Here is a 23,506-nt window from a genome sequence, read left to right as displayed (position 1 = left end):
TTTGTTGGTTGCGATGAGCAGGAAGCAGTTCAATGTGCTTGGGGACGACGAGTTAAGGAGGGCTTGCATACGGCCGGTGGCTGATCAAATCCGAGGTAAAAGCATGGCGGTAAAGTCCGAGGCGCTTGCCAGACTTAACCGTCCGCAAAAAGCTTTGTTTATGTTCAGCGCCTGGTACGACCATGCCAAGCATTCGTCAATGGAGCTGTACTGTTGGTCCGCCCATGTACTCAGCCAGCCCGGATACGCGGATGGCGTCTGGAAGGCACTCCGTTTTTTCGGAGCGGAGACGATGCACGGCAGTCTGGAAGAGCTTCGATTGTTGCTTGATTTGCATGCGGTGCAGCAAGGCCGTGCCTTAAGCGAAGTAACTTTTAAAGATCTCGAGCTGGATAATAAGCTGCGCCTGAAGGTTGAAGATTGCTACAGACGGTTTAAGGCGGGGGTGCCGGACAGTCTTCGCAGGCTTGCGTTATATATCCGCGCTCATGCGGATGATTTTATAAGCTTTTTACCGGAAGGAGGGCCAGACATGAATGAATGGCTATCGGCCATACCGGAGCTGCAAGACGATATGAAGCTGGAGGCCATTCAGAAAGGCTACTCCGGCGACGGCAAGTATACCGTTTGCGATCGTCTTGGACAGGCGGTGTATGTGCTCAGAACCTATGCGCTCGAAGAGGAAGCAAGGAAGCAGCAGGAATTCCGGGTCCTTGAGCAGCTGCGGGAGCAAGAGGTTATGTGCTCTTTGCCGGTTGCGATAGGGAAGCTGGAGGAGTTGGGGCTTGGCTACATGCTGCTGACTTACATTAAAGGCGGCGATGCGATAGACGAGCTTCCGGCCTTAAGCGCAAGCCGGCAGTATGAGATTGGTCTGCAAGCGGGAGCTGAGCTGCGCAAAATCAATCGGATTGAGGCGCCGGCATCTATCGAGCCTTGGGAAACCCGCGTACTTGCGAAATACAGGCGGTACCGGGAGGGCTATGAGCAAAGCGGCGTTACGATTGCTTTCGAGGAGAAGCTGTTTACCTTTATTGAAGCGAATCTTGGCTTATTGAAGGGGCGCCCGAGCAAGCTTCAGCATGACGACTTTCATACCGGCAACCTCATCGTGAAGGATGGTCGGCTATCAGGCGTCATTGATGTGAACCGGTTTGACTGGGGAGATCCCGTGCATGAATTTCTGAAGGCGGGTTTTTTCAGCGTGGAGGCCAGCATTCCGTTTGCGGTTGGACAGATCGACGGCTATTACGGGGAAGGGGGGCTTGAGGATTCCTTCTGGGCCTTATATTCGCTTTATATAGCGTTGACGATTCTGTCCTCGATCGTCTGGATTCTTCGCGTACGCCCGGAGGAGCTGGACGATATGCTGACCCGGGTAAATAAAGTATGGGAGGACCATGACGGCTTTGAGCGTTTGGTGCCGAAGTGGTATTCCGAGTATGAACGATAAAGAAGAAGAGCCTTCACGGGGTGTGGAGGCTCTTCTTCTTTTTACGACTTGGCAGGAGGCATTTCTTTTATTCCAAACGAAACCAGCGGGCCAAAGTTCACGATGTTCATCATAATGAAGGCCATCTGCTCCGGCGTTTGATCCAGGTCGCATTCTATCCAATGCATAAGCATGCCGAAATGCGCGGAGGTCATATAAGCAACCACGTAATCCCGGCGAATCTTAAGATTAGCGGCCTCGGGAATATCGATCTTCTGGTAAATATGCCGGGCCATGAGCTTGCGGAATTGAATGGCGTAGGAGAGATCCCCCTTAGGACCAAACATCACTTTCAAGAAATCGGCATGCTTCGCAAACTCCTGAAAAATCCGCACCCCAAGCGGGTAAGGCACCCGGCGGTCGGCGTATTCCATTGCCGTGCGGAAGTCGAGCTTCACCACGTACTGCTCAATGCTCTTGAACACATGATCCTTGAGCTGCTGAAGGACATCGGGCACATCCTTGTAATGCAGATAGAAGGTTCCGCGGTTCAGGTTGGCATGGCTTGTAATATCGGTAACCGTTACATGCTCCACGCCTTTCTCGGCGATAAGAGCCATTAGCGAATCATGGATCTGCTGCTTTGTTTTAGCTTTTCTCCGGTCGATTTTCTCGGACATGAGGGCCTCCCTCTGCGATTTTTGCGGCGATAATGAACACTGCCCCCCGAAGTGGTGAGTAATAAACAGTAAGGTGAGGAATGATTATTGTGTTTCCTTTGTCTCTCATTATAATTAACAACGTGATCATTAATCAACACAATGTTCATTTATATAGAGATGGGAGATGGAGATTTATGAATATTTTTAAACAAAAAATGTTATGGCTTGGCGTACTGATCATTACGCTTGTGCTTACGGTGTTTGGACTTGCGATGATGGGTTCCGTGCTTGGTTCGAAACCGCATGATGTGCCGGTGGCTTTGGTCGTGCAGGATGAACCTGTTGATCTTCCAACCGGAGATAAGCTGGCCGTGGGCGAAATGATCAAGCAGCAGCTGACCTCTAATACACAGCTGCCAATCAGCTGGAAGATTGTCGGATCGGAAGAAGAAGCGCGCAAAGGGCTGGACTCGCGCGATTATTACGGCGCGCTTGTGCTGCCGAAGGATTTGAGTGCCGGAGTAGCCTCAATGATGGGTCCTGCGCCTGCTCCTGCAACCGTGCAAATCATAAGTAATGAAGGCATGAACGCGCAGGCGGCAACGGTTGTGAAGCAAGGACTCGGTCAAGTAATGAAGATGGTATCCCTCGAGTTGTCAAAATCGGCGCTTGAGCAGTTATCCCAGCGCTCCGAGCAGATCCCGGCTGCTACGGCAGCGGCACTGCTCGCACCTATTCAAGTGAGGGAAGAAGCCGTTCATCCGGTTGGCGCTAATAACGCAAGCGGCAACGCGCCTGGGCTGCTCACGCAAATTATGTGGATTGGCAGCCTGGTGACGGCAATGATCCTGTTCCTCGCCAGCAATAATGCGAAAAAGGCGGCCGGCCGCCAATGGCCGGCTCACCTGATGCAGCCGGTCATTGGCCTGGTGCTGATCGGCGCCGCTTCCGGCCTGATCGTATGGATGGCTAACGCTTGGTACGGAATGGAGCTTTCGCATGCAACCGATACATGGCTGTTCTTATGGCTGAGCGGTTCGGCGTTCTACCTGCTGCAATCGATGCTGCTCAACTGGATTGGCTTCCCGGCGATGGCGATTCTCGTCCTGCTTATGTTCTTCTCGATGCCAATTCTGAACATGCCGGTCGAATTCCTGTCGGATGCGACGCAGAACCTGCTGTACTCGTGGACACCGCTTCGCTTCGTAGCGGGCGGACTTCGGGAAATCATGTACTTCGGCGGGCTGGATGCCGTTAGCTCGAACGCGGCAGTCCTGTGGAGCATTGCGGGCGGATGCCTGGTTCTGCTGCTTGCCGCAGGCGTGAAAAAAGGAAAAGCGGCAGCGTCGCAAAACGCCGCCTCTATATAATGGAAAGTGAAACGCCGTCCCATTTGGGGACGGCGTTTTTATTTTGCCCGTGCCGCCGCGCTCCCGCTGTAAGACGGAAAAACCGTCTTACAGTGGGATGAGCGCGGGGACACGAGGCGGAAACGACCGAATAAGACGGAAAAACCGTCTTACAGCGGGATGTGCTTGGGGAAGCGGGGAGGAAACGACCGAATAAGACGGAAAAACCGTCTTACAACGGGATGTGTGTGGGGACGCGGGGAGGAAACGACCGAATAAGATGGAAAAACCGTCTTACAGCGGGATGAGCGCGGGGACGCGAGGCGGAAACAGCCCTCTCCTCGCGGTTTGGAGCCCAAGGTGCAACTACTTCGTGTAATGGCTCGTCCAAGAGGTTACAATAAGAGTTGGAATAAACAAGAAACTGGATAAGGAATGATTTGCAATGGGGATGCAGCGCACAACGATCTTGATTGCGGAGGATGACCCTGATATCGCGGAGCTGATTGCGCTCCACCTGGGCAAGGAGGGCTACCAGCTGCTGAAGGCCGCTGACGGGAGAGAAGCCGTCCGTCTCGTGCAGACGAATACAATCGACTTGGTTATTCTCGACATTATGATGCCGCATATGGACGGCTACGAAGTCGTTCGCGTTATTCGGGAGCAGCAATACCGGATGCCGATTATTTTCCTAAGCGCCAAGACTTCCGATTTCGATAAAATATCCGGCCTCGTTATGGGCGCCGACGATTATATGACCAAGCCGTTTAACCCGATGGAGCTGCTCGCCAGAGTAAACGCCCAGCTGCGACGCTTCAGGCAGTTGAATCAGCCGGTAGCCGCACCAAGTCATGCGTCTTCCGCGATAGTGGCGGGAGGGCTCACGATTGACCAGGAGCAGCGCACCGTTACCTTGTACAATGACCGGATTGATCTGACTCCGAAGGAGTTCGATATCCTTCACCTGCTGGCCAGCCATCCGAAGAAGGTATTCAGCGCGGAGCATATTTTCCAGCAAGTATGGGGCGAGGCTTATTACGAGAGTGGCGGCAACACGGTAATGGTTCATATCCGGACATTGCGCAAGAAGCTTGGCGAGGACAAGCAGCATCAGCAATGGATCAAGACGGTCTGGGGGGTAGGCTATGCCTTCCAAGGCTAAAAAATTACGAAGCTTCCGTACCCGCATGATCGAGCTGTTCGTCATGAGCCTGCTCATCTCGGGAGCGGTGACCTACCTGATCTACAGGCTGCTGAAATCTTACTATAATCAGCGAATCCGTTACGCGGACGATCCGATCGTTCAGGCCCGCAGCTGGCTTAACGATATTGGCGATTTGAATTTCTTCCTGATTTTCTTCCTGCCGTTATCGTTCTTCTTCTTTTATTTGTTCACCAAGCCATACGTCTCTTATTTCAAGGAAATCTCGACCGGCATTCACCGGCTTGCCAACGGGGATTTCACCGGGCGGGTGCTGGTTCCTTCCGACGATGAGTTTGGCGTTATTGCGGGAGACCTGAACCTAGCGGGCGAGATGCTGCAAAAGGCGGTGGAGCGTGGAGATTTCGCCGAGAGCAGCAAGGACCAGCTCGTCCTTAATCTCGCGCATGATCTGCGAACGCCTCTCACCTCCGTGCTTGGCTATCTGGACTTTATTTTGCGCGACGAGCAGCTCTCCCTGGAACAGGTCCGGCATTTTGCCGCTATCGCGTTTAACAAATCGCAGCGGCTGGAGCGGCTGGTGGACGAGCTGTTCGAGGTTACCCGGATGAATTACGGCATGCTGACGCTGGACAAGAAGCAGATTGACTTGTCCGAGCTTCTGATGCAGCTAAGCGAAGAGCTGTACCCGGTGTTTGTGAAGAGCCGCCTGACGGCAAGGCTGGACCTTCCTCCCCATCTCGTGATGGAGGCGGACGGCGAGCTGCTGGCCCGGGTATTCGAAAATTTGTTGACCAATGCCGCCCGTTACGGTCAGGATGGCGAATATGTCGACATCAAGGGAAGAACCGAGAACGGTCATGCCATTCTGGAGGTTATCAATTACGGCGATTCGATCAAGCCGGAGGATCTGCCGCATCTGTTCGACATGTTTTACACCGGCGACCGCGCCCGTTCTCCCGAAGGAAGCACGGGGCTAGGGCTGTTTATCGTCAAAAATATCGTCGAGCAGCATCAAGGCACCATAACGGCCGAGAGCAGCACGATCCGTACCGTATTTACGGTTAAGCTGCCGATTTAAGAAAAACTTTAACTTTTACCCCACTTCTTTTTAAATTGTGTCCTATATCCTTAGTTGCATGAACAAAGCAAAGGGGAATGGGGCCATGAGGAAGTGGGTTTTTGCGTTTATCCTTGTCATCCTGTTAAGTTACGGGATCTCGCAGCTTAATGTGAAAAGCGCCGGGGAAGACAAGGTTGATATAGAAAACGGGTCGCTGCCGCAGCAAGACAGCAAGATGATAACCGTAAGCAAGGAGCAGATGTATAAGGGGGATCTGCTCCTTGTGAATAACGACTATGCTCTGCATCCGGAAGGAATACGCTCGGATATCGTCTCGCTATCGGATCGCCCGGATCTGGTGCAAGGCTACGGCCTGCTAGATCCGTCGATTCAGCTGTCCGAGTCGGTGGCAAAGGACTTTGGCGAGATGGTGGAAGGAGCGAAAAAAGACGGTGTGGAGCATTTTCTCATCAGCAGCGGCTACCGCGACGCGGAAAAGCAAGACCAGCTGTACCGCGATATGGGGCATGACTATGCGCTTCCTGCTTACCACAGCGAGCATAATCTCGGCTTATCGCTGGATATCGGTTCAACCACTGCAAAGATGGACGAAGCCGAGGAAGGCAAATGGCTGAAAAAGCACGCGTGGGAATACGGGTTTATTTTGCGGTATCCGAAAGGGAAAGAAGATATCACGGGCATTCAATATGAACCTTGGCATTTCCGTTACGTCGGGAAAGCGCATAGCGCCATCATGTATAAGCAGGATCTGACGCTGGAGCAGTATCTGGACAAGCTGAAGCAAACGAAGGCCATGTCAATCACGGCAGGCGGTCAAAAATATACCGTCGCCTACTACCCGATGGTCGGAAGCGGCGCCACCGTCCAAGTGCGGAACGGCAAGCCGTACGAGGTATCCGGCAACAATTACGACGGCGTAATCGTAACGATGTACGCCTAGATAAAGTTATTGTAAAGCGCGCCGAAGGCGCAACTGTAGAACGGGAAAAACCGTATTTACAGTTGCGCTTTGGCGCGCTTCTTTTTTTATACTTATAAGTGCCCTTGTTCCTGACGATATTCATACTGTACTGTTGGCTTATAGTAGGAAAACGAGAAATGAACCGTGAGGTGAGAGTTTGGGCAATATGAATTTTCAAGTGAATCTGCAGGGCATTATTGATCTCTTATCCAATCATTTGTATTCCGATCCGGGCGTATTCGTCCGCGAGCTGCTTCAGAATGCGGTGGATGCGGTGACGGCGAGAAAGAGACTTGGACATATAACGGAGGGGAAGGTAGCGGTAGAGCTATTCCCGTCCTCGCATACAATCTCTTTCATGGATAACGGCATCGGTCTTACGGAATCGGAAATCGAACAGTTTCTGGCGCGGATAGGAAGCACAACAAAAAAGGCGGATCAGGATGCGGCGGACGATTATATCGGCCAGTTCGGCGTTGGCCTTCTGTCCTGCTTCGTCATCAGCGACGAGATTGTGCTCATTACCCGGTCCGCCCTCGAGGGAGATTCGCTGGAATGGCGCGGCAAGCCGGATGGCACCTATGTCACGAATAAGCTGAAGAGAACGGTTCCGATCGGAACGACGGTGTATCTGAAGCTGAAGCCGGAATACGAGGAATACGCCGAGTGGTACAAGATGTACCAGCAGCTCGAGCGGTTCGGCAAATATTTGGAGACGCCAATCGTGCTGACGGAGGACAAGGACAGCCGGCAAATCAACGATACGACTCCTCCTTGGCGAATGGGCAAAGCAGAAGCGATCTCCTATATCGAGGACAGCGAGTACGAGAAGCCGATGGATATTATTCCTCTGAAGTCTCTGATCGGAGACACGGAAGGGATTGCTTATATATTGCCTTATTCCGTCAGCCTGCAGGACGAGAAACGTCATAAGGCGTACCTGAAGCGCGTCCTGCTGTCGGACAAAATGAACAATATGCTGCCGTCGTGGGCCTTTTTCGTCAATGGCATCATTAACACAAACAGCCTTCGGCCAACGGCATCGAGGGAGTCCTTCCAGGAAAATGACCTTTTCTACGCGGTGCGGGATGAGCTTGGCGTCTGCATCAAGCGTTATCTGATCGAACTCGCCGACAAAGATCCGGAGTTGTTCGCACGGATTGTCCTTATTCATTATGCCTCGCTTAAAACGATGGCTGCCGAGGACGATGAGCTGTATGAGCTGTTTATCCTGCATTTAAGCTTCGAAACGTCCTACGGCGATTTGAAGATGGCCGATATTTTGCGCAATCACCGTCATATTATGGTGACTTCCAGCTTTGACGAGTTCAGGCAGGTAGCCCGCGTGGCGAAGGCCCAGAACATGATGGTTATCAACGGCGGTTATGTCCATGATCTGGAGCTGATTCGAAGGCTTCCCTCCATTGACGAACAGGTGCAGGTCAGCGTGCTCGATATTCTGAGCTTCTCCAGCCGGTTCGAATCGCTTGGCCGGAGCGAGCGGGATGAAGTGCAGCCTTTTCTGGACCTGGCGGACCGGCTGCTAGCGCCTTATCAATGCCGTTCGCTGATCAAATGGTTCGAGCCTGCGGACATTCCCGTCCTCTTCAACATTAATCAGGAGGTCAACTTCTTCAAGATGATGGAGGAAAGCGAAGAGCAGGCGAATCCGTTGTTTGCCGAGGTTATACACGTGATCAAGGATGAGTTGTACGAGAAGCCTTACGCAAGGCTATGCTTCAACTACAATAACCCGATTGTCCGCAAGGCGATCGCATCCGGAGATCTTAAGCTCCAGCAGAACAGCATCGAGCTGTTATATACGCAGGCTCTGTTAATGGGGAACCACCCGCTGAGCAGCGAGGAGCTGAGGCTGATGAACGAGTCGCTGCTCCAATTCATGAATATGGGCCTTGACCGGAACGCCGAGGTCGGCCGATGAAGAACCGTTTTCAGGAGCTGAGGCGCTCGACATGGTCCATGCCGGACGGTAAGCAGAAGCTGGCCGTTCTGGAGGAGATGATTCGTGTCGCCGACCGGTATATGACGGAAGAAGAGGCTTATCACGCGAGAATGGACTACTCCAATGCGGCACCGGAATGCGGTTGTCCGGAGCGGATGCTGGTCTCCTTCTCCTGGTGCTTGTCCAAATTCGAGAAGAATCCGGGCGCGTATTCGAACTTTTATATCATGTGGCATTATAAATGGGTGCTTGGGTATGTGTGGCGGATGCCGGAATTAAGCCTGGAGCAGATTGAGCGGATTTACGAGGATTTTAAGGAAAAATGCATCGCTTACGGTTATAGTCTCCGGGTTTACTACCAGAAGCGGGTTAGTCTCATGCTATGGCAGGGGAAGCTTGCCGAAGCGGCAGATTACTACAAGAGCTGGAGAGCGGCGAAGCGGGATTCGTTGTCGGACTGCAGCGCCTGCGAGCAGAACATGTTCGGCAGCTATCATTTTGCGATTAATCATCACAAAAAAGGGCTCCAATCGCTGAAGCCTATCCTTGATGGCAAGCTGTCCTGCCGATCGATCCCGGAGAGCACGTACAGCGAAATGATGATGCCGCTGCTTAGGCTTGGGGAATACGACCGGGCATTGGAGACCGCGAAAAAAGCCTACCGTGCCCTTAAAGGGCCGTCCTATCTGGAGGAATACGGCACCTTCCTGCAGTTTTTCACCGTAACGGATATGCCAAAGGCCGTCAAGCTGTATGAGCAGACGATCCGGCTAGGTCTAGGCAGCAAGGTTGGATGGGACCGGCTGCAATATATGCTGTCCGTCCGTATTTTCCTGAAGGAATGGAGCAAGGGCAAACGGAGGAAAAAGCTTGCCGAGGCGGAGACCGTCACTTTAGCCTGGCTGGATGAAGAGATCGAGCGTCTGGCTCAAGCGTTTAACCGCCGTAACGGCAATACCTTCGTAGAGGACTTGGTGCGGGAGAAAGAAAAAATGGCTGCACGCCTGCAGGCCGCTTACGGAACATGAGAATAGGCTGCTCCCAAGCCGAATGGCTTAGGGCAGCCGTCTTTTTTTGTCGCGGGCTCTAACGATACGTTCGTTAGAGCTTGAGTAATTGCCGGAAAGCGAGGCATACTACTCCTTACCAGTTGACAGCGACAGTCGCAAGGTACATAATTGCACTAGAATGAACGTTCTATCTAGTGGATCTTAACTTGTTGGAGGAAGCAACATGTTCGAACAATACAACAAAGTGCAGAAAGCCGTGCTTGAGACAACGCTGCAGATCATTATCCGCAAGGAGCTTCAAGCTACTTCGATGGCGCTTATCGCCAAGGAGTCTAAAGTATCGACGGGCAGCATTTATCATTACTTCAGCAGCAAGGAAGAAATTATTAACGAGCTGTACACGGCTATCGTTGCGTATAACGGCCAATTCGTCCAGGAAGGCTTGAACCGGGAAGGAACGATCCGGGAGCGGTTCATCTGGGGCTGGGAACGCGTAATCGAGACCAGCCGGCAGTATCCGGAGGGCTTCCAGTTCATCGAGCAGTACTCCTTCTCGCCGTATATTTACGAAGAGGTGAAGCAAAAAGCCTATAACGGCGGCTGGTGCGCGCCGATGAACAAGCTTTACGCGGACGCTATGGAGCAAGGACTGTTCCGGGAAATGGACCCCAAGCTGCTTGTCCAGATGCATTACGGCTCCATGGTCTACATGGTGAAAAGTTATTTGCAGGGCAATTCGGATTTAACCGAAGCCGGGATTCGGCAGGCGATAGAAATATGCTGGCAGGGAGCAATTAGAGGATAGCGCGATCAATGACGAGCACGCTTCCGCTGTCGCGGTCTTCCATGGCCGGCTTCTGAATTCACTAGAATGAACGTTCGATCTAAAACTAAAAATTAGAGGAGAGAATCATAATGAATAAAACGATTTTGATTACGGGAACAAGCAGCGGATTAGGCAAGCTGACAGCGATCCATTTTGCCAAGCTGGGCTGGAATGTGGCGGCTACGATGCGTACGCCGGAGAACGAGACGGAGCTGACGCAGTACAGCAATGTGAAGCTGTTTAAGCTGGATGTTACGGATGTGGAGCAGGTCCGGACTGCGGTAGCCGATGCGATTAAAGCTTTTGGACGGATTGACGTTGTCATCAATAACGCCGGCGTTGGCGCTTATGGCGCCTTGGAGCTGGCGATGGAAGAGACAATCGACTGGCAGTTCGGCGTTAACGTGCGTGGGCCCATTAACGTCATTCGCGCAATGCTCCCGCATTTTCGCGCGAATAAGTCGGGGATGTTCATTACGATCAGCTCGTTTATGGGCGTAACGACAGCCGTGCCGACGGGTTCTTTATATAACATGTCCAAGTTTGCCCTGGAAGGCTTAATCGAAGGCTTGTATTACGAGCTGAAGCCGCTTGGGATTGAGCTGAGACTGGTGGAGCAGGGCGGATCGTCGGGCAATAACTTTGTGAGCAAGATCGCCTGGGGCCACAGCGAAGAGATTACCGATTATGACGACATTACCGCGAAAGTAAAAGGGATGATGGCTAAATCTTCCGAAGGCGAGCTGGATGATCCGCAGACGATTGTGGATGCCATCGCCCGTCTGGCCTTGGGAGAAAGCAAGCAGTTCCGCACATTGGTCGGAGAAGCTGCCCATCAATTGACGGAAATGAGAAAATCGCTGCCGATTGAGGAATATTTGGAACGGATTGCAGCGCAATATCAATAATGCGGTGCAGGGAGAAAAGCCGGTCTCGTCTTAGGACGTGGCCGGCTTTTTGCCGCTCCAATGGTCGGGGCGGCTAAGCGCGGGCGGAAGCTTGGTGTCCGCATTGCCCTTTGCCGCTTGGAGCTGAACTTGGGTAAGGAACAGGCTTTCGCTTAAGTCTGCCCCGCTCAGGTCGGTATCCCGCATATCGGCGCCAATCAGATCGGCATGACGAAGGTCGGCCCCGCGGAGATCGGCCGCGATGAGATACGACCCGCGCAAATTAGCGCCGCGAAGATCGGCGTTCTGCAGCTTGGCGCCCATAAGGTCGGCACCGCGTCCGACCGGTTTTTTTCTTCGGGTATCGGTCTTGGACTTTGGTGCTTTAGCCCGTACGACCTCGCTTGTCTTCAGCAGCAGGGTATTCATTTCGGCCCGGTGAGCGGCAAAATCCAGCTTAAGCAAAGCTTCCGCATCCAAGCCGGTAAGGCGTTCCGTTTCTTCCCATGCGGCACGCAGCTCCGATCGAAGCGGCTGGGCAGCTGGATTCTCAAGCGCTTCAGCTAAATACCAGAGCAGCTCCTGCAAATGCCACATCACGGGAAAGACCTCGTACATAAGTTTTGCTGCTTGGGGCTCTTCCCGCCAGCTGCGCCCGCCGAAGGTATGCTGCGACAGCTTCTGCCCGGCTCCAAAGCAGTCGTACACCGTACAGCCCCGGAAGCCCTGCTGACGAAGCTTGGCATGAATGCCGCAGCGGTAATCGTTCCGCAGATTGCGGCAGGGCTGTCCGCTTTGTTTATCTATGGCAAAGTCCGCCGAAGCGGCAAAAGGGAGCGCAACGCAGCATAACCCAAAGCAATTGTCGCAATCCCCGCGAAGGTGCTTGCGGTCAGGGATCATATTATTCCCTCCTTGTAGGGTCTACTCTTACTATCTTAACGGATGGAGAGCGTGATAGAAACGGATAAAACAATTAAATTCCTTTATGTGGAAGTGATGCTCGTTTATGATAGAGATACTGAAATAGGGAAGGGGACCGATGTGAAATGACCAATCAGCCGATGGCTGTCAGCTCGGTGCTGGCGCCCGACTATTTGATGAACGGCCTTAGCGGGCAGTATGAGCTTGGCCCGTGGGCCCAATGCGTGTATTGGCTCCGCGGCTTGAATGATACCTATCGCGTGCAAACCGAAAAGGGAACCTATATATTAAGAATCTACCGGCAGGAGATTGGGAAGAAAGAAGCCGCGTATGAGATGGAGCTTCTTGGTCAATTGGAAGAGCTGCTGGCGGGATCGCAAGCTTCGATAGCACGGCCGGTTAGAAAGGCGGACGGCACCCGCTATTCGGTTATTGCCGCGCCGGAAGGGGAGCGGATCGCCGTTCTTTTCGAGTATGTGGAAGGCGTTGAGAACCGTCTGCAGGACGAGGATAGCTGTTACGCATTTGGGCAATCGGCCGCGCAGCTCCATCTGGCGATGGATCGGGTCAGGCTAGAGCTTCCGCGCCGGGAGCTGAATACGGAGTTTTTGGTGGAGGAATCCTTGCAGCGCATTATTCGCCATATAGGCAAGGAGCATCCGGCGGCGGTATTTCTCCGCGAATATGCCGATGCCCTGCAGGATAGAGTTGCTTCCGCCGCAGCGGACGGGCTGGATTGGGGCATCTGCCACGGCGATATGCATGGCAACAATAATGCCGTTGAGACGGGCGGACGCTACACCCATTTTGACTTTGAGTGGTCGGCGCCCGGCTGGCGGGCGTACGATCTTGCCCAAGTCCGGAGCAGAAAGCGGCAATCCGCCGATAACAAGGAGCAGCTGTGGCAGGCCTTGCTGGCCGGATACCGTAGCGTAAGGCCTTTTTCCGAAAAGGATGAGCAGGCAGTGGAGCTGTTTGTGCTTGTCCGGCGTTTTTGGATCATGAGCCTTGATGTCCTCTTCGTCCCGACCCAGTCCGGCGCGCTTGATTACGGCGAGGACTGGCTGAATGAATTCCTGGAGGAATTCCGCTCGGCGGGATTGGTTCAGCATGCTTCGCAAACATAAAGCAAGGAGGCAATCATGTATCCGAAAATACGAACGGGCAGACAAATATGGCTCATGAGAACGGCGATTGCTATAGCGGTATGTTTAGTTTTATTTATTGGATTTGTGTATGCTTATGACCGGCCCGGTGGTATCGCGGATTGGAGATATTCGCGCGCGTCGGGTATATCAGGAACGATTAAAATTCCGCTGGGAAATACCCCGGAGGAAGCCGTTCGGAAATTCAGGAACGACGCAAGGACCCATATCATTTACCGGGAGCCTGTTGCCGGAGGTTTCCTGCTGTTTAATAAGCTGAATGAACAGAAAGAAGGAAACAATCTGGGGCTTGAATTCGTTCGGAAAACCTTGCTGGGTTGGAAATGGGTCTATGGTGGAAATTATAGCTATTCCGCTGCTGCCGATCAGAATGAAGCTTTAGACTTCATGAGTATACCGAAGTATAAAGGGATAAATGGCCCGTTCCCGATAATTTACGGACAGCTTGCGAATAGCGCTGTAGCTGGCGTCAAAGTTACCGTAGGCGGCGAGGCAGCCGGAGAATATAACGCCAAGATCATTAGCGAAGGCGTACAGCAGAGAATCTGGTATGCCCTCCTTCCGGCTGCAGCGGATAAGCCGTACAAGATTGAAGCTCTCAACGGTGAAGGAAAAGCTGTGGCGAGCAAAACCTTTGATGATCCAACCGATTTCGGGAGCATTATGATGGCTACGAAGTAGCTGCGTTGAAATGCGGATGATCGATTTAAATTTGATGAAGATTTAACCTTCAACCGGGGAAGATAAGAGTAATATTAAGCACGTATGCGGAGGCAGCAGGATGAATAGCATGAAGGCATTGGTATTTGAAACGTTTGGCGGGCCGGAGGTGCTCGCGTACAGGGAAATTCCCGCGCCGGAGGTAAAGCCGGGAACCGTATTGGTGCGGCTGAAAGCCGCCGGTCTGAACTACGCGGACATTTACCGCAGGCGGGGCAATTATCATCTGGCGGGGAATCCGCCTTATATTTTGGGTTACGAGGGAGCGGGCTTCGTGGAGGAGGCCGGTCCGGACGCAGGCGGATTGAAGCGGGGCGACCGGATCGCTTTCTGCGATGTACCGCATGCCAATGCGGAGCTGGTGCTGGTACCGGCGGAGAAGGCGATACCGCTTCCGGACGATACCAGCTTCGAGACTGCGGCCGCGGTACTGCTGCAGGGCATGACCGCGCATTACTTGACCCGTGACAGCTATCGCGTACAGACGGGCGACGAAGTGCTTGTCCATGCCGCCGCCGGCGGCGTCGGACAGCTGCTCGTGCAGCTTGCGAAGCGGCAGGGCGCGCGCGTGCTGGGGCTTGTCTCTTCCGAAGCGAAAAGGGAAGCGGCGCTAGCAGCGGGTGCCGACGAAGCGCTGCTCTACGGCAGCAATTGGGTAGATGCGGCAAAGAACTGGTCAACCGGCGGCGAAGGAGTATCGGTTGCGTATGACTCTGTTGGTTCTACGTTAATGGACAGCTTTACGGCTGTGAGGATAAAAGGGGCGGTTGTTTTCTTCGGCATGGCGGGAGGAGACCCGGCTTTTGTAGACCCGCGAATGCTTATGGATACGTCGAAAACGTTAACGGGCGGGGATCTATGGAATCATGTCACGTCGCGTGAAGACCGCATCCGCCGGGCGGACGAATTGTTCGGCTGGCTTCGGGACGGTAGTCTGAAGCTGGAGCAGCCCAGAGCTTTTCCGCTTGCGGAAGGCGCGGACGCCCATCGGCTGCTCGAAAGCCGTCAAAGCACGGGCAAGATTATTCTTGTTCCCTAACATCGAATAAGGGATCGGCGAAGCCGGGGACGCAATCATTAGAGGCGTCTCCGGCTTTTCTGTTATGCCTAGCGCGGAATGAGTCCGCGGAGCGAAGGGCATCTTAATTTTATCCCGGAGGAAGATGGCACCAGCTTTGTCATTTTTCCAAAGTTAACGTTGACGTCAACATTAACTTGGGTGTAGAGTAGTTAGCAGAGAGAGTAAAGGAAAGAGGCGATGAAGATCTTTTACAAAATCGAGGATGTTGCGAAAATGGTTGGTTTAACGAAACGCACGCTTCGTTATTATGAAGAGCTGGGCTTGTTGACTCCGCCGGAGCGCAGTGAAGGCGGCTTCCGCTTGTATACCGACTTCCATGTCGAGCGGCTGAAGAAGCTGATTAACGCGCGCGACGTGCTGGGCTTCTCCTTGCAGGAGTTGCAGCAATACGTGGCGATGAGCGAGGAATTCATTAACCAGCGCGATGAAATCCGGCAGACGGAGGACACCCGGCTCCGTCTTCAGAAGATTGACGAGCTTGAGCAGACGGTAGATAAGCAGCTGGAGCTGCTTGACCAGAAGCTGGAGAAGATGAAGAGCATGCGGTCGGAAATTCACCAGCTTAAAGACAGAATCAACGAAGCCAAAAAGAAATATAAACAGGAGTGAGAATGAGCGTGGCAAATTCATCTCAACCGACAGCGTCTGCTGCCAATAAACCTTTATCCGTTGAAAAAGGCGGGTTCTTTAATCAACCCCGGGCGGTCTGGGCCGTCTTTTTCGCAGGCATCATCGCTTTTATGGGGATTGGTCTTGTCGATCCGATCCTGAAAGCTATTGCGGAAGAAATGCAGGCATCGGCCAGTGAAGTAAGCCTGCTGTTCACCAGCTATAACGCCGTTATGGCGGTTGCGATGCTGATCACCGGCGTAGTGACCTCAAGGCTGGGAATCAAATGGACGCTTCTTCTTGGCGTCGTCATTATCGCGGTATTCTCGCTGCTTGGCGGGATGTCGAACGATATTTGGGCGCTTGTCGGCTATCGGGCCGGCTGGGGTCTAGGCAATGCGTTTTTCGTAGCAACGGCGTTAACCGCTATCGTATCCTTGTCCAAAAGCGGCGTGACAAAAGCCATCATTCTTTATGAAGCCGCGATTGGCATCGGGATTTCGGTAGGTCCGCTGCTTGGCGGCGAGCTGGGCTCCATCTCATGGAGAGGTCCGTTTATCGGCGTTGCCTGTCTTATGGTTATTGCCTTCCTGGCGATTATCTTTATGATGCCCAAAACAGCGGGAGCTCCCAAGGCATCGTCCGCACCGGCGAAGAAAACATCGCTGCTTGATCCGTTCCGGGCATTGCGGCATCGTCCGCTTGTCGTCTTTGGCCTGACGGCTTGCTTCTATAATTTCGGCTTCTTCACGCTTATGGCTTATGCGCCGTTCGTGATGGGGCTTGGCATCCACGAGCTTGGTTACGTGTTCCTGGGTTGGGGGATTTTGCTGGCCGTTACTTCCGTCTTCATGGCGCCATGGCTGCAGCGCAAATTCGGTACGGTCAAATCGATGGCGGTTATGCTGACGTTGTTTGGTCTTACCTTGCTTGCGATGGCCATCTGGACGGATACCCAATGGGTCATTATCGCCAGCGTTATTTTTGCCGGGGCCTTGCTGGGCAACAATAATACCCTGATTACAACTGGCGTCATGAATGCCGCTCCCGTCGAGCGTTCGACGGCGTCGGCGGCCTACAGCTTCCTCCGGTTTATCGGGGGCGCGATTGCCCCTTATTTCGCCGGCAAGCTGGCGGAATGGTTCAACCCGCATATTCCTTTCTATGTGGGGGCAGGTTTTGTTATCGTTTCGGTCTTGTTCATCTTAGCGAACCATAAGCATGTGAAGCATGTCGACCATGCGGGCGGCCATTAAAAGGATTTCAAAGCTGTCTGTATGAACCCTGGGAACTGAGGGGAGAGTAAAAATAAGCCGCTTGCAGAAGCCTAATTCTGCGGGCGGCTTCCTTTTTGACTTAACAACGTAACAATGTTATGTTATATTGAGAGCGAAGGGGGCGGAATGATGGAGGAAGAACTAATATCCAAGAAAGATTTATTGGAGCTTACGGGTATTTCTTACGGGCAGCTGTACCGCTGGAAGCGGAAGAACCTGCTGCCGGAGGAATGGTTTATCCGCAAGTCGGCTTTTACGGGGCAAGAGACCTTTTTTCCAAAGCAGAAGATCCTGGACCGAATCGATAAAATCGTTAACATGAAGGACGATCTTTCCTTGGATGAGCTGGCGGATATGTTCTCGCCGGCCTCAAAGGCCATTTCGATATCGATGAAGGAATTAATAGAACGAAACATTGTTTCACTAAGCGCCTCAAAAGCAGCCGAATCCTATATCGGACAATCGGAAATGTACACGTTTGAGCAGACCTTATGCGTCTATATTTTGGATTACTGCCTGCAGACGGGGGAGATCAGCCTGGATGAGGGCAAAACGATGCTGCCAACCTTCCTCGAGCACTACAAGAAGTTCAAGGAGCAGCAATGCGAGTTGATTCTGCTTCGCAAAATGGGCGTGTCCGTCTTTCTTCTTGTCCCATCCGGAGGCGAAATTCATTTCGAAAGCGGAGTAAAGATCATTCTCCGAGTGGATGTGCCGGCTATGATCGAGCAATTAAAATTGAAGCTAATGGCGATATGACGGAGGTGTGAAACGTACAATGGGAGATAAACAACGAAAAATACTTATTACCGGAATCGGCAGATCCGGGGGCGGAGACGTTCATCTGGCGAAGATTGAGGGAGTTGGCAAGATTGAAGGAGATGTCCGCTGCTATGAATTGTCGATTAACGGCAAGGGCGACGTTCAGGGGCATGTAAGGGCGGTAACGGCTTCTATCAACGGCATGTCTTCAATCCGTGGGGGATTGCATGCCGACAAGCTTAACATTGAAGGCAAAGTAAGCTTTGGCGGACCCGTCACGGGCGAACAGATGCGCATGAACGGCATGGTAACGGTGAAGGGCAGCTGCGAGACCGAGATCTTCGAAGCAAACGGCCGGATGGACATCGATTCGTTGAATGCGAGTCAAATAAAGCTGACGCTGCAGGGAAGCAGTCATATCAACGAGATTGGCGGCGAGAGCATTCATGTCGGCAAGCAGCCCGGCAAAGGGTTCGCCAAATGGCTGCAGTCCGTTCCGGGACCCTTCGCCAACAAGCTGAGCGCGGAAGTCATAGAAGGGGACAACGTCTATCTGGAGTATACGACGGCGGATATCGTGCGCGGGGGAATCGTCCGAATCGGACCGGGCTGTACCATCGGCAGCGTGGAATATAAGGAAAGCCTTGATGTGCATAGCAGCTCCAAAATCATCAAGCATGTCCAAAGATAACGGAAAAGGAGGAGATCTGATGAATCAGCAGGCGGTCGGAAAGGAAATAAGAAACTTAAGAATCACGGGCAGCTCCAGCGTCATGGGCGGTACCTACAACAGCGTCAAAATTGTCGGAGAAGGCATGATTGAAGGAGATACAAGCTGCGCCAAGCTTAGCTGCGTGGGCACGCTGGAGGTAGACGGAACGGTAGCGGCCGATAAAATGAACATTGTGGGTACTTGCGAGGTATCGGGCGGACTTCGCGGGGGAGAGCTCAAGACTTCAGGCACGGTCAGCGTTGGCGGGACTACTCAGCTGCGGGAGCTGAATATAGCGGGCACGATAGAATCGAAGAATCATGTCTACAGTGAGCAAATCAAGCTGAGGGGCATGCTGCACACCTTGGGCGACTGCGAGGCCGAGCAGTTTACGGCGCGGGGCATCTTTGAAATCGGCGGTTTGCTGAATGCGGGCAAGCTCCAAATTCATCTGTACCGGGACTGCAAGGCACATGAGATAGGCGGAGGACATATAATAGTTCGCAAAGCCAAGTGGCTGCATCCGCTCAGCTTCTTTTTCAAACCTTCTTCCAGCGCTAGGTTAACGGTCTCAGTTATGGAAGGAGATCATATCTATTTGGAAAATACGATTGCTGATATAGTAAGAGGGAACCAAGTTGTGATCGGACCCGGCTGCGAGATTGGACTTGTCGAATTCAAGGAACATTTCGAAAAAAGAAAAGACGCCGTCGTAAGAGATAACCGAAAAGTTTAGGCGATTTTGTGATGTTTTGGCAGACCGATTGACATCACCTCGGCCTTGCGCTAAAATTTCGCTGTGCGATCGTTCAGTGAAATTTACGCTTACGAAGTAAGGAGGTGGCGACGATGACTCGCAACATCCGAAAAGAGCAGGCCGCTGAGACACGAGAAAAAATATTGGAAGCAGCAAAATCATTATTTGCGGAAAAAGGATACCACGGCACCCCGGTACGAGAAATTACGAGGAAGATCGGGATGGGAGACGGTATCCTTTATCATTATTTTCCGGGCGGCAAGCGGGAGATTATGGCGGTGCTGCTACGTGAGAGCTTCGAGCACCGCAGAGAAGGAATAAAGCAGATACAACGGGTTATCGAGGATCTCGACCTGCGGGACGCGATGATCACCATTAAGCGCCGTTTGTACGAACTGTTTACGGAAGACATGGATTTAACCCGGATTTTGTTCCGGGAGAATGACCTGCTGGGCTTCGAGGAAGCCGAGCAATTAACGGCGCTGATTCGCGAGCAGTGCGCCATTTTTGAGAAGTTTCTGAGAGACCGGCACGAGAAAGGCGAGATTCGCGCGCTCGATTTCCGGATAGCGTCGAGACAATTCTTGTCCACGACCTTGCATGCGATTATGAGCAAATCGGTTGGGATACAGCTCCTGAACGAACCGGATGTTTATAAACACATGGAAGAGAATGTGGATTTTACAATAGATCTATGGAGAGCTCCTTCTGCTACAGAGAAAAAGCCGAAGGTTCTTTTGTGCGATTCCCAATGAAATACAATGAAAGGTGATGACTAGGGTGTCTTTAATAACTAGATTTTTAAATAGAAGATTCTATTATTTCGTTATTATCCTGTTGATCAAAAGTATCGTTGCCCGCGATGTCGTCTTCGGCAACGGGTTCTCGTGGCTGACCATTATGACGGAGATTCCGTTCTTTGTCGCGGTATTCTGCCTGATTGAGTTTTTTGCCGGCAAGCGCAAGATGCTTTACTACATGATTGTCAATTTACTGTTTACGGCCTTATATTTCGCCATACTGATGTATTACAAATATTACGGCATTATCGTCAATACGGATGCGTTAAGCCAAGCCAACAAAATGGCTGAGGTAGGGGAAAGCACCTACTCGCTGATGGATCCTTATTATCTGCTTATCTTCCTTGATATTATCGTTATTTCGGTCGTTCTGATTCTGCCAAGATTCCGGAAAGCACGCCAGGATGCGCAGCTGCGCCCGGTAAGAAGCAAAGCGTGGATGGCGGTATTCGCCCTGTCCGTAGTCGTCTGCCTGGTGAACGTATGGCCGAACCGCGCGAGCATGAACGAGAACAAGCAGGCCGAAGAGATGGGTCTTCTCGATTACGAAGTATACAACATCATTGATAAAATGATGGAGAAAGAGCCGATTACGCCGATAAACCAAATTACGCAGGCCAAGATCGATGAGCTCAAAGGCATTACCGAGCAGGCATCGCCGAAATACTTTGGCGCCGCGAAAGGCAAAAACGTCATTATTCTTCAAATGGAATCGTACCAGGATTTCCTGATCGGCCTGAAAGTTGGCGGCGTTGAAATTACGCCGAACATGAACAAGCTGGTTCAAGAAGCTACGCATTACAAAAACTTCTATACGATGGTCGGCCAAGGCACGACTTCCGACGCGGAGTATGTGGTGAATACATCGCTGTACGTGCCTAAGCATAAAGCAGCGACAGACGTTAACGTCGACAAAGCACTGCCAAGCTTGCCGAAGCTGATGAAAGAGAACGGTTATTATACCGCAACGTTCCATACGAACGCGGTTGAGTTCTGGAATCGTACGGAGCTGTACTCGGCTCTTGGCTGGGATAAATATTACGATCAAGCCTTCTATGGCGACGAAGACCATGTAGCCTTCGGCGCTTCGGACGAAGTGTTGTACTCGAAGACTCTTCCTGAGCTTGCGAAGCTGGATCAGGCGGATAAGCCGTTCTATGCGCAAGTCATCTCGATGAGCGCGCATCACCCTTACAACATTCCGACTTCGAAATACCGGATTGAGCTTCCTGCGGAATTCAAGGATGACAGCCTTGTAACCCGTTATCTGAAAGCACAAAACTATGCGGACTATGCGCTTGGCCAGTTTATCGACGGCCTGAAATCGAGCGGTCTGTGGGATGACAGCATCGTCCTCATGTACGGCGACCACCAAGGTCTGCCTCTGTATTCGCTGGACGATAACGAAAAAGCTCTCATGAAAGAAATGCTTGGCACGGATTACGGTCATACCGAAATGTTCAATATCCCTCTTATTATGCACGTTCCGGGCGTAACTCAACCGTCCGTAGTGGATAAAGTGGGCGGTCAGATCGATATTCTGCCAACCGTTGCAAACCTGGTAGGCGCGTCGTTGTCCAATCAGATTCACTTCGGCGAAGATCTTCTGAACCAAAGCTCCGAGCTGATTCCAATGCGTCACTTCCTGCCTAGCGGCTCGGTAATCGACAACGAGAACTTGTTTGTTCCGGGTATCGAATACAAAGACGGCACGAATCACAAAGTGGTCGACGGCACGGAAACGACGGAAGGCGGCGTAACCGAAGACGAGTACAATAGAGCGCTTGAGCTTCTGCACTTATCGGACAGCTACGTACAGCAGCTTCCTCATAAATAGGATTTAAAGCGAAAGGCAAAGGCCCCCTTAGGATAAGGGGGCCTTTGTTTGTTCTTTTTTGCTGAATCGCCAGGTGGAGAATAGCTGAACGGTAGCTGCCAGGAAGAAAGGAAGCATATGCTCGCCTTCATCCATCATGCGGCCAAAGGCACCGGGCCACAGAATGGCGCCAAGCCGGATAAGAAAAGACGCTAAACGCGAGGACGGGGAGCGCTGCTTCCTTATTGGCTGTTCGTCCATCATAACGGCGTATCGGGTGCCACGCGTGCCAAGATTGAACATGCTGCATAGCGCATAGAGGCTCGCGGCTGTAATAAAAGAAGGCGCGAGCGGCAGCAAAAGCACGCATGCCGCGCCGGCCAGCTGCAGGCTGACTACCGGCTTGATTGGCCCCATTCGTTCTGACGCATGAATCAGGACATAGGACAAGGCCCCGGCTAGCAGATAAGACAGAGCAATGACCAATCCAACCTCAGTGGCGGATACCCGAAACCGTTCGGAAAACCAATAAGCACTCATGGTGCTGGTCAGCGTAACCGCGACCGTCTGTACCATGTTCATCATGCCGGCCATCTCTTCCGGCGAGCTGCCGGATACCCGAATCATGGCTAGGGCAATAAGCAGCAGGAAGAGCAATACGGGCATTAATGCCGAGAGCAGCGGAAAGCTGGCGCTTCCCCTAGCAACGAGAGTGAGGAAGCCCAGCATAATGACTCCTGCAGCCAGCAGTAAGGACATACGTCTGCTTATGGCCGATTTGACCGAAGGAGGCGGCGCTGCCGATGCGGAAGCCGCAAGGCGGGATTCCTCGCCCATAGCCGATCGGCGCCTTGCTCCGCCTTGAATGGTGAGGATGAGCGCGCCGCCGGCAAAGGCACATATAGCGGGGACGATAAATAGCAGCCGATAGGCTTCCTGATTCGGCAGCCGGATCTGGAGCAGGGGAGTCAGACAGGCGATAAATGCTCCAAGTCCCATCCCCGCATAGCCGAGCAGCGCATGCTTGCCGAAGAGGATGGTCAGCTTGCGGGAGAAGGCGCCAAGCCATCGCCTTTCTATGGGGGCCGCCGGGCCTCCTGATCCGCTGTGGCCCATGCCAAAGCCGGCAGCGATGACGGCCAGGCATAGCGGCACCGTACGGCTTGATAGGATAACCATTAAGGCTGCTGCTCCCGTTAAGCCCTCATACAGCAGCAAATATTTTTTTGGACCAAGAAGGGCGTTAATTTCCGCGGTAAAGGTTACGATGAGGGTACGGAATAGACCGGCTGCCGCGAACAATCCTCCGATCGAAGCTCCGCTCCAGCCGAGATCCCTCAAATATAAGCTTGTCTCGACCGCCGCAAAGCCTTGTCCAATACTGCGGAGCAGGGCAATAAGCTGTAATCTTCTTAAAGTGGGATGGTGACCAAGCCAATTATTCCACTTCTGTATCTGTAACCGTATTGGTGCCCGTAGCATAGGAATCAGAGCTCCGTTCTTAGGGTGGATTATGCTGCTAGTGTACAACATCAACCTTGACATC

The 23,506-nt window shown here is 52.5% G+C and carries 22 protein-coding genes; 19 read left to right on the top strand and 3 right to left on the bottom strand.

Annotated features, from left to right (window positions below):
• Positions 1-103 precede the first annotated feature (103 nt).
• Positions 104-1,453 (top strand): phosphotransferase, encoded by a 1,350-nt coding sequence (locus PGL01S_RS20685; protein WP_244935678.1) that lies wholly within the window; start codon positions 104-106, stop codon positions 1,451-1,453.
• A gap of 41 nt (positions 1,454-1,494) precedes the next feature.
• On the opposite strand, the gene PGL01S_RS20680 is transcribed toward PGL01S_RS20685, so the two are convergent.
• Positions 1,495-2,112 (bottom strand): TetR/AcrR family transcriptional regulator, encoded by a 618-nt coding sequence (locus PGL01S_RS20680; protein ID WP_127496469.1) that lies wholly within the window; start codon positions 2,110-2,112, stop codon positions 1,495-1,497.
• A 176-nt stretch (positions 2,113-2,288) separates the two neighbouring features.
• Between PGL01S_RS20680 and PGL01S_RS20675 the strand changes: the two genes are divergently transcribed.
• From PGL01S_RS20675 to PGL01S_RS20640, 8 genes are all read left to right on the top strand, one after another.
• On the top strand, positions 2,289-3,464 hold the full coding sequence (locus PGL01S_RS20675; protein ID WP_127496468.1) for a YhgE/Pip domain-containing protein: 1,176 nt from the start codon (positions 2,289-2,291) through the stop codon (positions 3,462-3,464).
• A gap of 430 nt (positions 3,465-3,894) precedes the next feature.
• Positions 3,895-4,605 carry a response regulator transcription factor gene (locus PGL01S_RS20670; protein ID WP_127496502.1) on the top strand — a complete coding sequence of 237 codons (711 nt, stop codon included), beginning with the start codon at positions 3,895-3,897 and terminating at the stop codon, positions 4,603-4,605.
• Positions 4,589-5,686 (top strand): sensor histidine kinase, encoded by a 1,098-nt coding sequence (locus tag PGL01S_RS20665; RefSeq protein WP_127496467.1) that lies wholly within the window; start codon positions 4,589-4,591, stop codon positions 5,684-5,686. The genes PGL01S_RS20670 and PGL01S_RS20665 overlap by 17 nt, the downstream gene beginning before the upstream one ends.
• A gap of 85 nt (positions 5,687-5,771) precedes the next feature.
• Positions 5,772-6,629: a M15 family metallopeptidase gene (locus tag PGL01S_RS20660; protein WP_127496466.1), complete on the top strand. Its 858-nt coding sequence runs from the start codon at positions 5,772-5,774 to the stop codon at positions 6,627-6,629.
• A gap of 187 nt (positions 6,630-6,816) precedes the next feature.
• A complete protein-coding gene (locus tag PGL01S_RS20655) occupies positions 6,817-8,592 on the top strand; it encodes an HSP90 family protein (protein WP_127496465.1) in 1,776 nt (591 codons plus the stop codon).
• A complete protein-coding gene (locus tag PGL01S_RS20650) occupies positions 8,589-9,641 on the top strand; it encodes a hypothetical protein (RefSeq protein ID WP_127496464.1) in 1,053 nt (350 codons plus the stop codon). Before PGL01S_RS20655 ends, PGL01S_RS20650 begins: the two co-directional genes overlap by 4 nt.
• A 205-nt stretch (positions 9,642-9,846) precedes the next feature.
• On the top strand, positions 9,847-10,428 hold the full coding sequence (locus PGL01S_RS20645) for a TetR/AcrR family transcriptional regulator (RefSeq protein WP_127496463.1): 582 nt from the start codon (positions 9,847-9,849) through the stop codon (positions 10,426-10,428).
• 110 nt (positions 10,429-10,538) lie between these two features.
• Positions 10,539-11,357: an SDR family oxidoreductase gene (locus PGL01S_RS20640; protein ID WP_127496462.1), complete on the top strand. Its 819-nt coding sequence runs from the start codon at positions 10,539-10,541 to the stop codon at positions 11,355-11,357.
• A gap of 30 nt (positions 11,358-11,387) precedes the next feature.
• On the opposite strand, the gene PGL01S_RS20635 is transcribed toward PGL01S_RS20640, so the two are convergent.
• Complete coding sequence (locus PGL01S_RS20635; RefSeq protein WP_127496461.1) at positions 11,388-12,239, bottom strand: pentapeptide repeat-containing protein; 852 nt, start codon at positions 12,237-12,239, stop codon at positions 11,388-11,390.
• A 146-nt stretch (positions 12,240-12,385) separates the two neighbouring features.
• Here PGL01S_RS20635 and PGL01S_RS20630 point away from each other — a divergent pair, with 146 nt between their 5' ends.
• The 10 genes from PGL01S_RS20630 (at position 12,386) to PGL01S_RS20585 (ending at position 21,981) form a co-directional block, all read left to right on the top strand.
• On the top strand, positions 12,386-13,387 hold the full coding sequence (locus PGL01S_RS20630; RefSeq protein ID WP_127496460.1) for a phosphotransferase: 1,002 nt from the start codon (positions 12,386-12,388) through the stop codon (positions 13,385-13,387).
• A gap of 15 nt (positions 13,388-13,402) precedes the next feature.
• Positions 13,403-14,107, top strand: a complete 705-nt coding sequence (locus tag PGL01S_RS20625; protein WP_127496459.1) for a hypothetical protein — start codon at positions 13,403-13,405, stop codon at positions 14,105-14,107.
• Between the two features lie 109 nt (positions 14,108-14,216).
• On the top strand, positions 14,217-15,185 hold the full coding sequence (locus PGL01S_RS20620) for a quinone oxidoreductase family protein (protein ID WP_127496501.1): 969 nt from the start codon (positions 14,217-14,219) through the stop codon (positions 15,183-15,185).
• A 219-nt stretch (positions 15,186-15,404) separates the two neighbouring features.
• A complete protein-coding gene (locus PGL01S_RS20615; RefSeq protein WP_127496458.1) occupies positions 15,405-15,836 on the top strand; it encodes a MerR family transcriptional regulator in 432 nt (143 codons plus the stop codon).
• A gap of 2 nt (positions 15,837-15,838) precedes the next feature.
• Positions 15,839-17,092, top strand: a complete 1,254-nt coding sequence (locus tag PGL01S_RS20610; protein WP_127496457.1) for an MFS transporter — start codon at positions 15,839-15,841, stop codon at positions 17,090-17,092.
• A gap of 150 nt (positions 17,093-17,242) precedes the next feature.
• Positions 17,243-17,872 carry a YhbD family protein gene (locus PGL01S_RS20605; RefSeq protein ID WP_127496456.1) on the top strand — a complete coding sequence of 210 codons (630 nt, stop codon included), beginning with the start codon at positions 17,243-17,245 and terminating at the stop codon, positions 17,870-17,872.
• Positions 17,873-17,891: 19 nt separating this feature from the next.
• Complete coding sequence (locus PGL01S_RS20600; protein WP_127496455.1) at positions 17,892-18,566, top strand: polymer-forming cytoskeletal protein; 675 nt, start codon at positions 17,892-17,894, stop codon at positions 18,564-18,566.
• Between the two features lie 19 nt (positions 18,567-18,585).
• On the top strand, positions 18,586-19,323 hold the full coding sequence (locus tag PGL01S_RS20595) for a hypothetical protein (protein WP_127496454.1): 738 nt from the start codon (positions 18,586-18,588) through the stop codon (positions 19,321-19,323).
• Positions 19,324-19,436: 113 nt separating this feature from the next.
• Positions 19,437-20,099: a TetR/AcrR family transcriptional regulator gene (locus PGL01S_RS20590; protein WP_127496453.1), complete on the top strand. Its 663-nt coding sequence runs from the start codon at positions 19,437-19,439 to the stop codon at positions 20,097-20,099.
• 25 nt (positions 20,100-20,124) lie between these two features.
• Positions 20,125-21,981, top strand: a complete 1,857-nt coding sequence (locus PGL01S_RS20585; RefSeq protein WP_127496452.1) for an LTA synthase family protein — start codon at positions 20,125-20,127, stop codon at positions 21,979-21,981.
• A gap of 27 nt (positions 21,982-22,008) precedes the next feature.
• On the opposite strand, the gene PGL01S_RS20580 is transcribed toward PGL01S_RS20585, so the two are convergent.
• Positions 22,009-23,442, bottom strand: a complete 1,434-nt coding sequence (locus PGL01S_RS20580; protein ID WP_127496451.1) for an MFS transporter — start codon at positions 23,440-23,442, stop codon at positions 22,009-22,011.
• Between the last annotated feature and the right edge of the window lie 64 nt (positions 23,443-23,506).

The organism is Paenibacillus glycanilyticus NBRC 16618, assembly GCF_004000805.1.
Classification (GTDB): domain Bacteria; phylum Bacillota; class Bacilli; order Paenibacillales; family Paenibacillaceae; genus Pristimantibacillus; species Pristimantibacillus glycanilyticus.
Note: the sequence above shows the minus strand (reverse complement) of the source record. Positions and strands in the feature narration are given on the sequence as shown.

Coding starts and splice junctions, on each gene's coding strand:
- PGL01S_RS20685 (WP_244935678.1), top strand. CDS start 104: ATGGCGGTAAAGTCCGAGGCGCTTGCCAGACTTAACCGTCCGCAAAAA.
- PGL01S_RS20680 (WP_127496469.1), bottom strand. CDS start 2,112: ATGTCCGAGAAAATCGACCGGAGAAAAGCTAAAACAAAGCAGCAGATC.
- PGL01S_RS20675 (WP_127496468.1), top strand. CDS start 2,289: ATGAATATTTTTAAACAAAAAATGTTATGGCTTGGCGTACTGATCATT.
- PGL01S_RS20670 (WP_127496502.1), top strand. CDS start 3,895: ATGCAGCGCACAACGATCTTGATTGCGGAGGATGACCCTGATATCGCG.
- PGL01S_RS20665 (WP_127496467.1), top strand. CDS start 4,589: ATGCCTTCCAAGGCTAAAAAATTACGAAGCTTCCGTACCCGCATGATC.
- PGL01S_RS20660 (WP_127496466.1), top strand. CDS start 5,772: ATGAGGAAGTGGGTTTTTGCGTTTATCCTTGTCATCCTGTTAAGTTAC.
- PGL01S_RS20655 (WP_127496465.1), top strand. CDS start 6,817: ATGAATTTTCAAGTGAATCTGCAGGGCATTATTGATCTCTTATCCAAT.
- PGL01S_RS20650 (WP_127496464.1), top strand. CDS start 8,589: ATGAAGAACCGTTTTCAGGAGCTGAGGCGCTCGACATGGTCCATGCCG.
- PGL01S_RS20645 (WP_127496463.1), top strand. CDS start 9,847: ATGTTCGAACAATACAACAAAGTGCAGAAAGCCGTGCTTGAGACAACG.
- PGL01S_RS20640 (WP_127496462.1), top strand. CDS start 10,539: ATGAATAAAACGATTTTGATTACGGGAACAAGCAGCGGATTAGGCAAG.
- PGL01S_RS20635 (WP_127496461.1), bottom strand. CDS start 12,239: ATGATCCCTGACCGCAAGCACCTTCGCGGGGATTGCGACAATTGCTTT.
- PGL01S_RS20630 (WP_127496460.1), top strand. CDS start 12,386: ATGACCAATCAGCCGATGGCTGTCAGCTCGGTGCTGGCGCCCGACTAT.
- PGL01S_RS20625 (WP_127496459.1), top strand. CDS start 13,403: ATGTATCCGAAAATACGAACGGGCAGACAAATATGGCTCATGAGAACG.
- PGL01S_RS20620 (WP_127496501.1), top strand. CDS start 14,217: ATGAAGGCATTGGTATTTGAAACGTTTGGCGGGCCGGAGGTGCTCGCG.
- PGL01S_RS20615 (WP_127496458.1), top strand. CDS start 15,405: ATGAAGATCTTTTACAAAATCGAGGATGTTGCGAAAATGGTTGGTTTA.
- PGL01S_RS20610 (WP_127496457.1), top strand. CDS start 15,839: ATGAGCGTGGCAAATTCATCTCAACCGACAGCGTCTGCTGCCAATAAA.
- PGL01S_RS20605 (WP_127496456.1), top strand. CDS start 17,243: ATGGAGGAAGAACTAATATCCAAGAAAGATTTATTGGAGCTTACGGGT.
- PGL01S_RS20600 (WP_127496455.1), top strand. CDS start 17,892: ATGGGAGATAAACAACGAAAAATACTTATTACCGGAATCGGCAGATCC.
- PGL01S_RS20595 (WP_127496454.1), top strand. CDS start 18,586: ATGAATCAGCAGGCGGTCGGAAAGGAAATAAGAAACTTAAGAATCACG.
- PGL01S_RS20590 (WP_127496453.1), top strand. CDS start 19,437: ATGACTCGCAACATCCGAAAAGAGCAGGCCGCTGAGACACGAGAAAAA.
- PGL01S_RS20580 (WP_127496451.1), bottom strand. CDS start 23,442: ATGCTACGGGCACCAATACGGTTACAGATACAGAAGTGGAATAATTGG.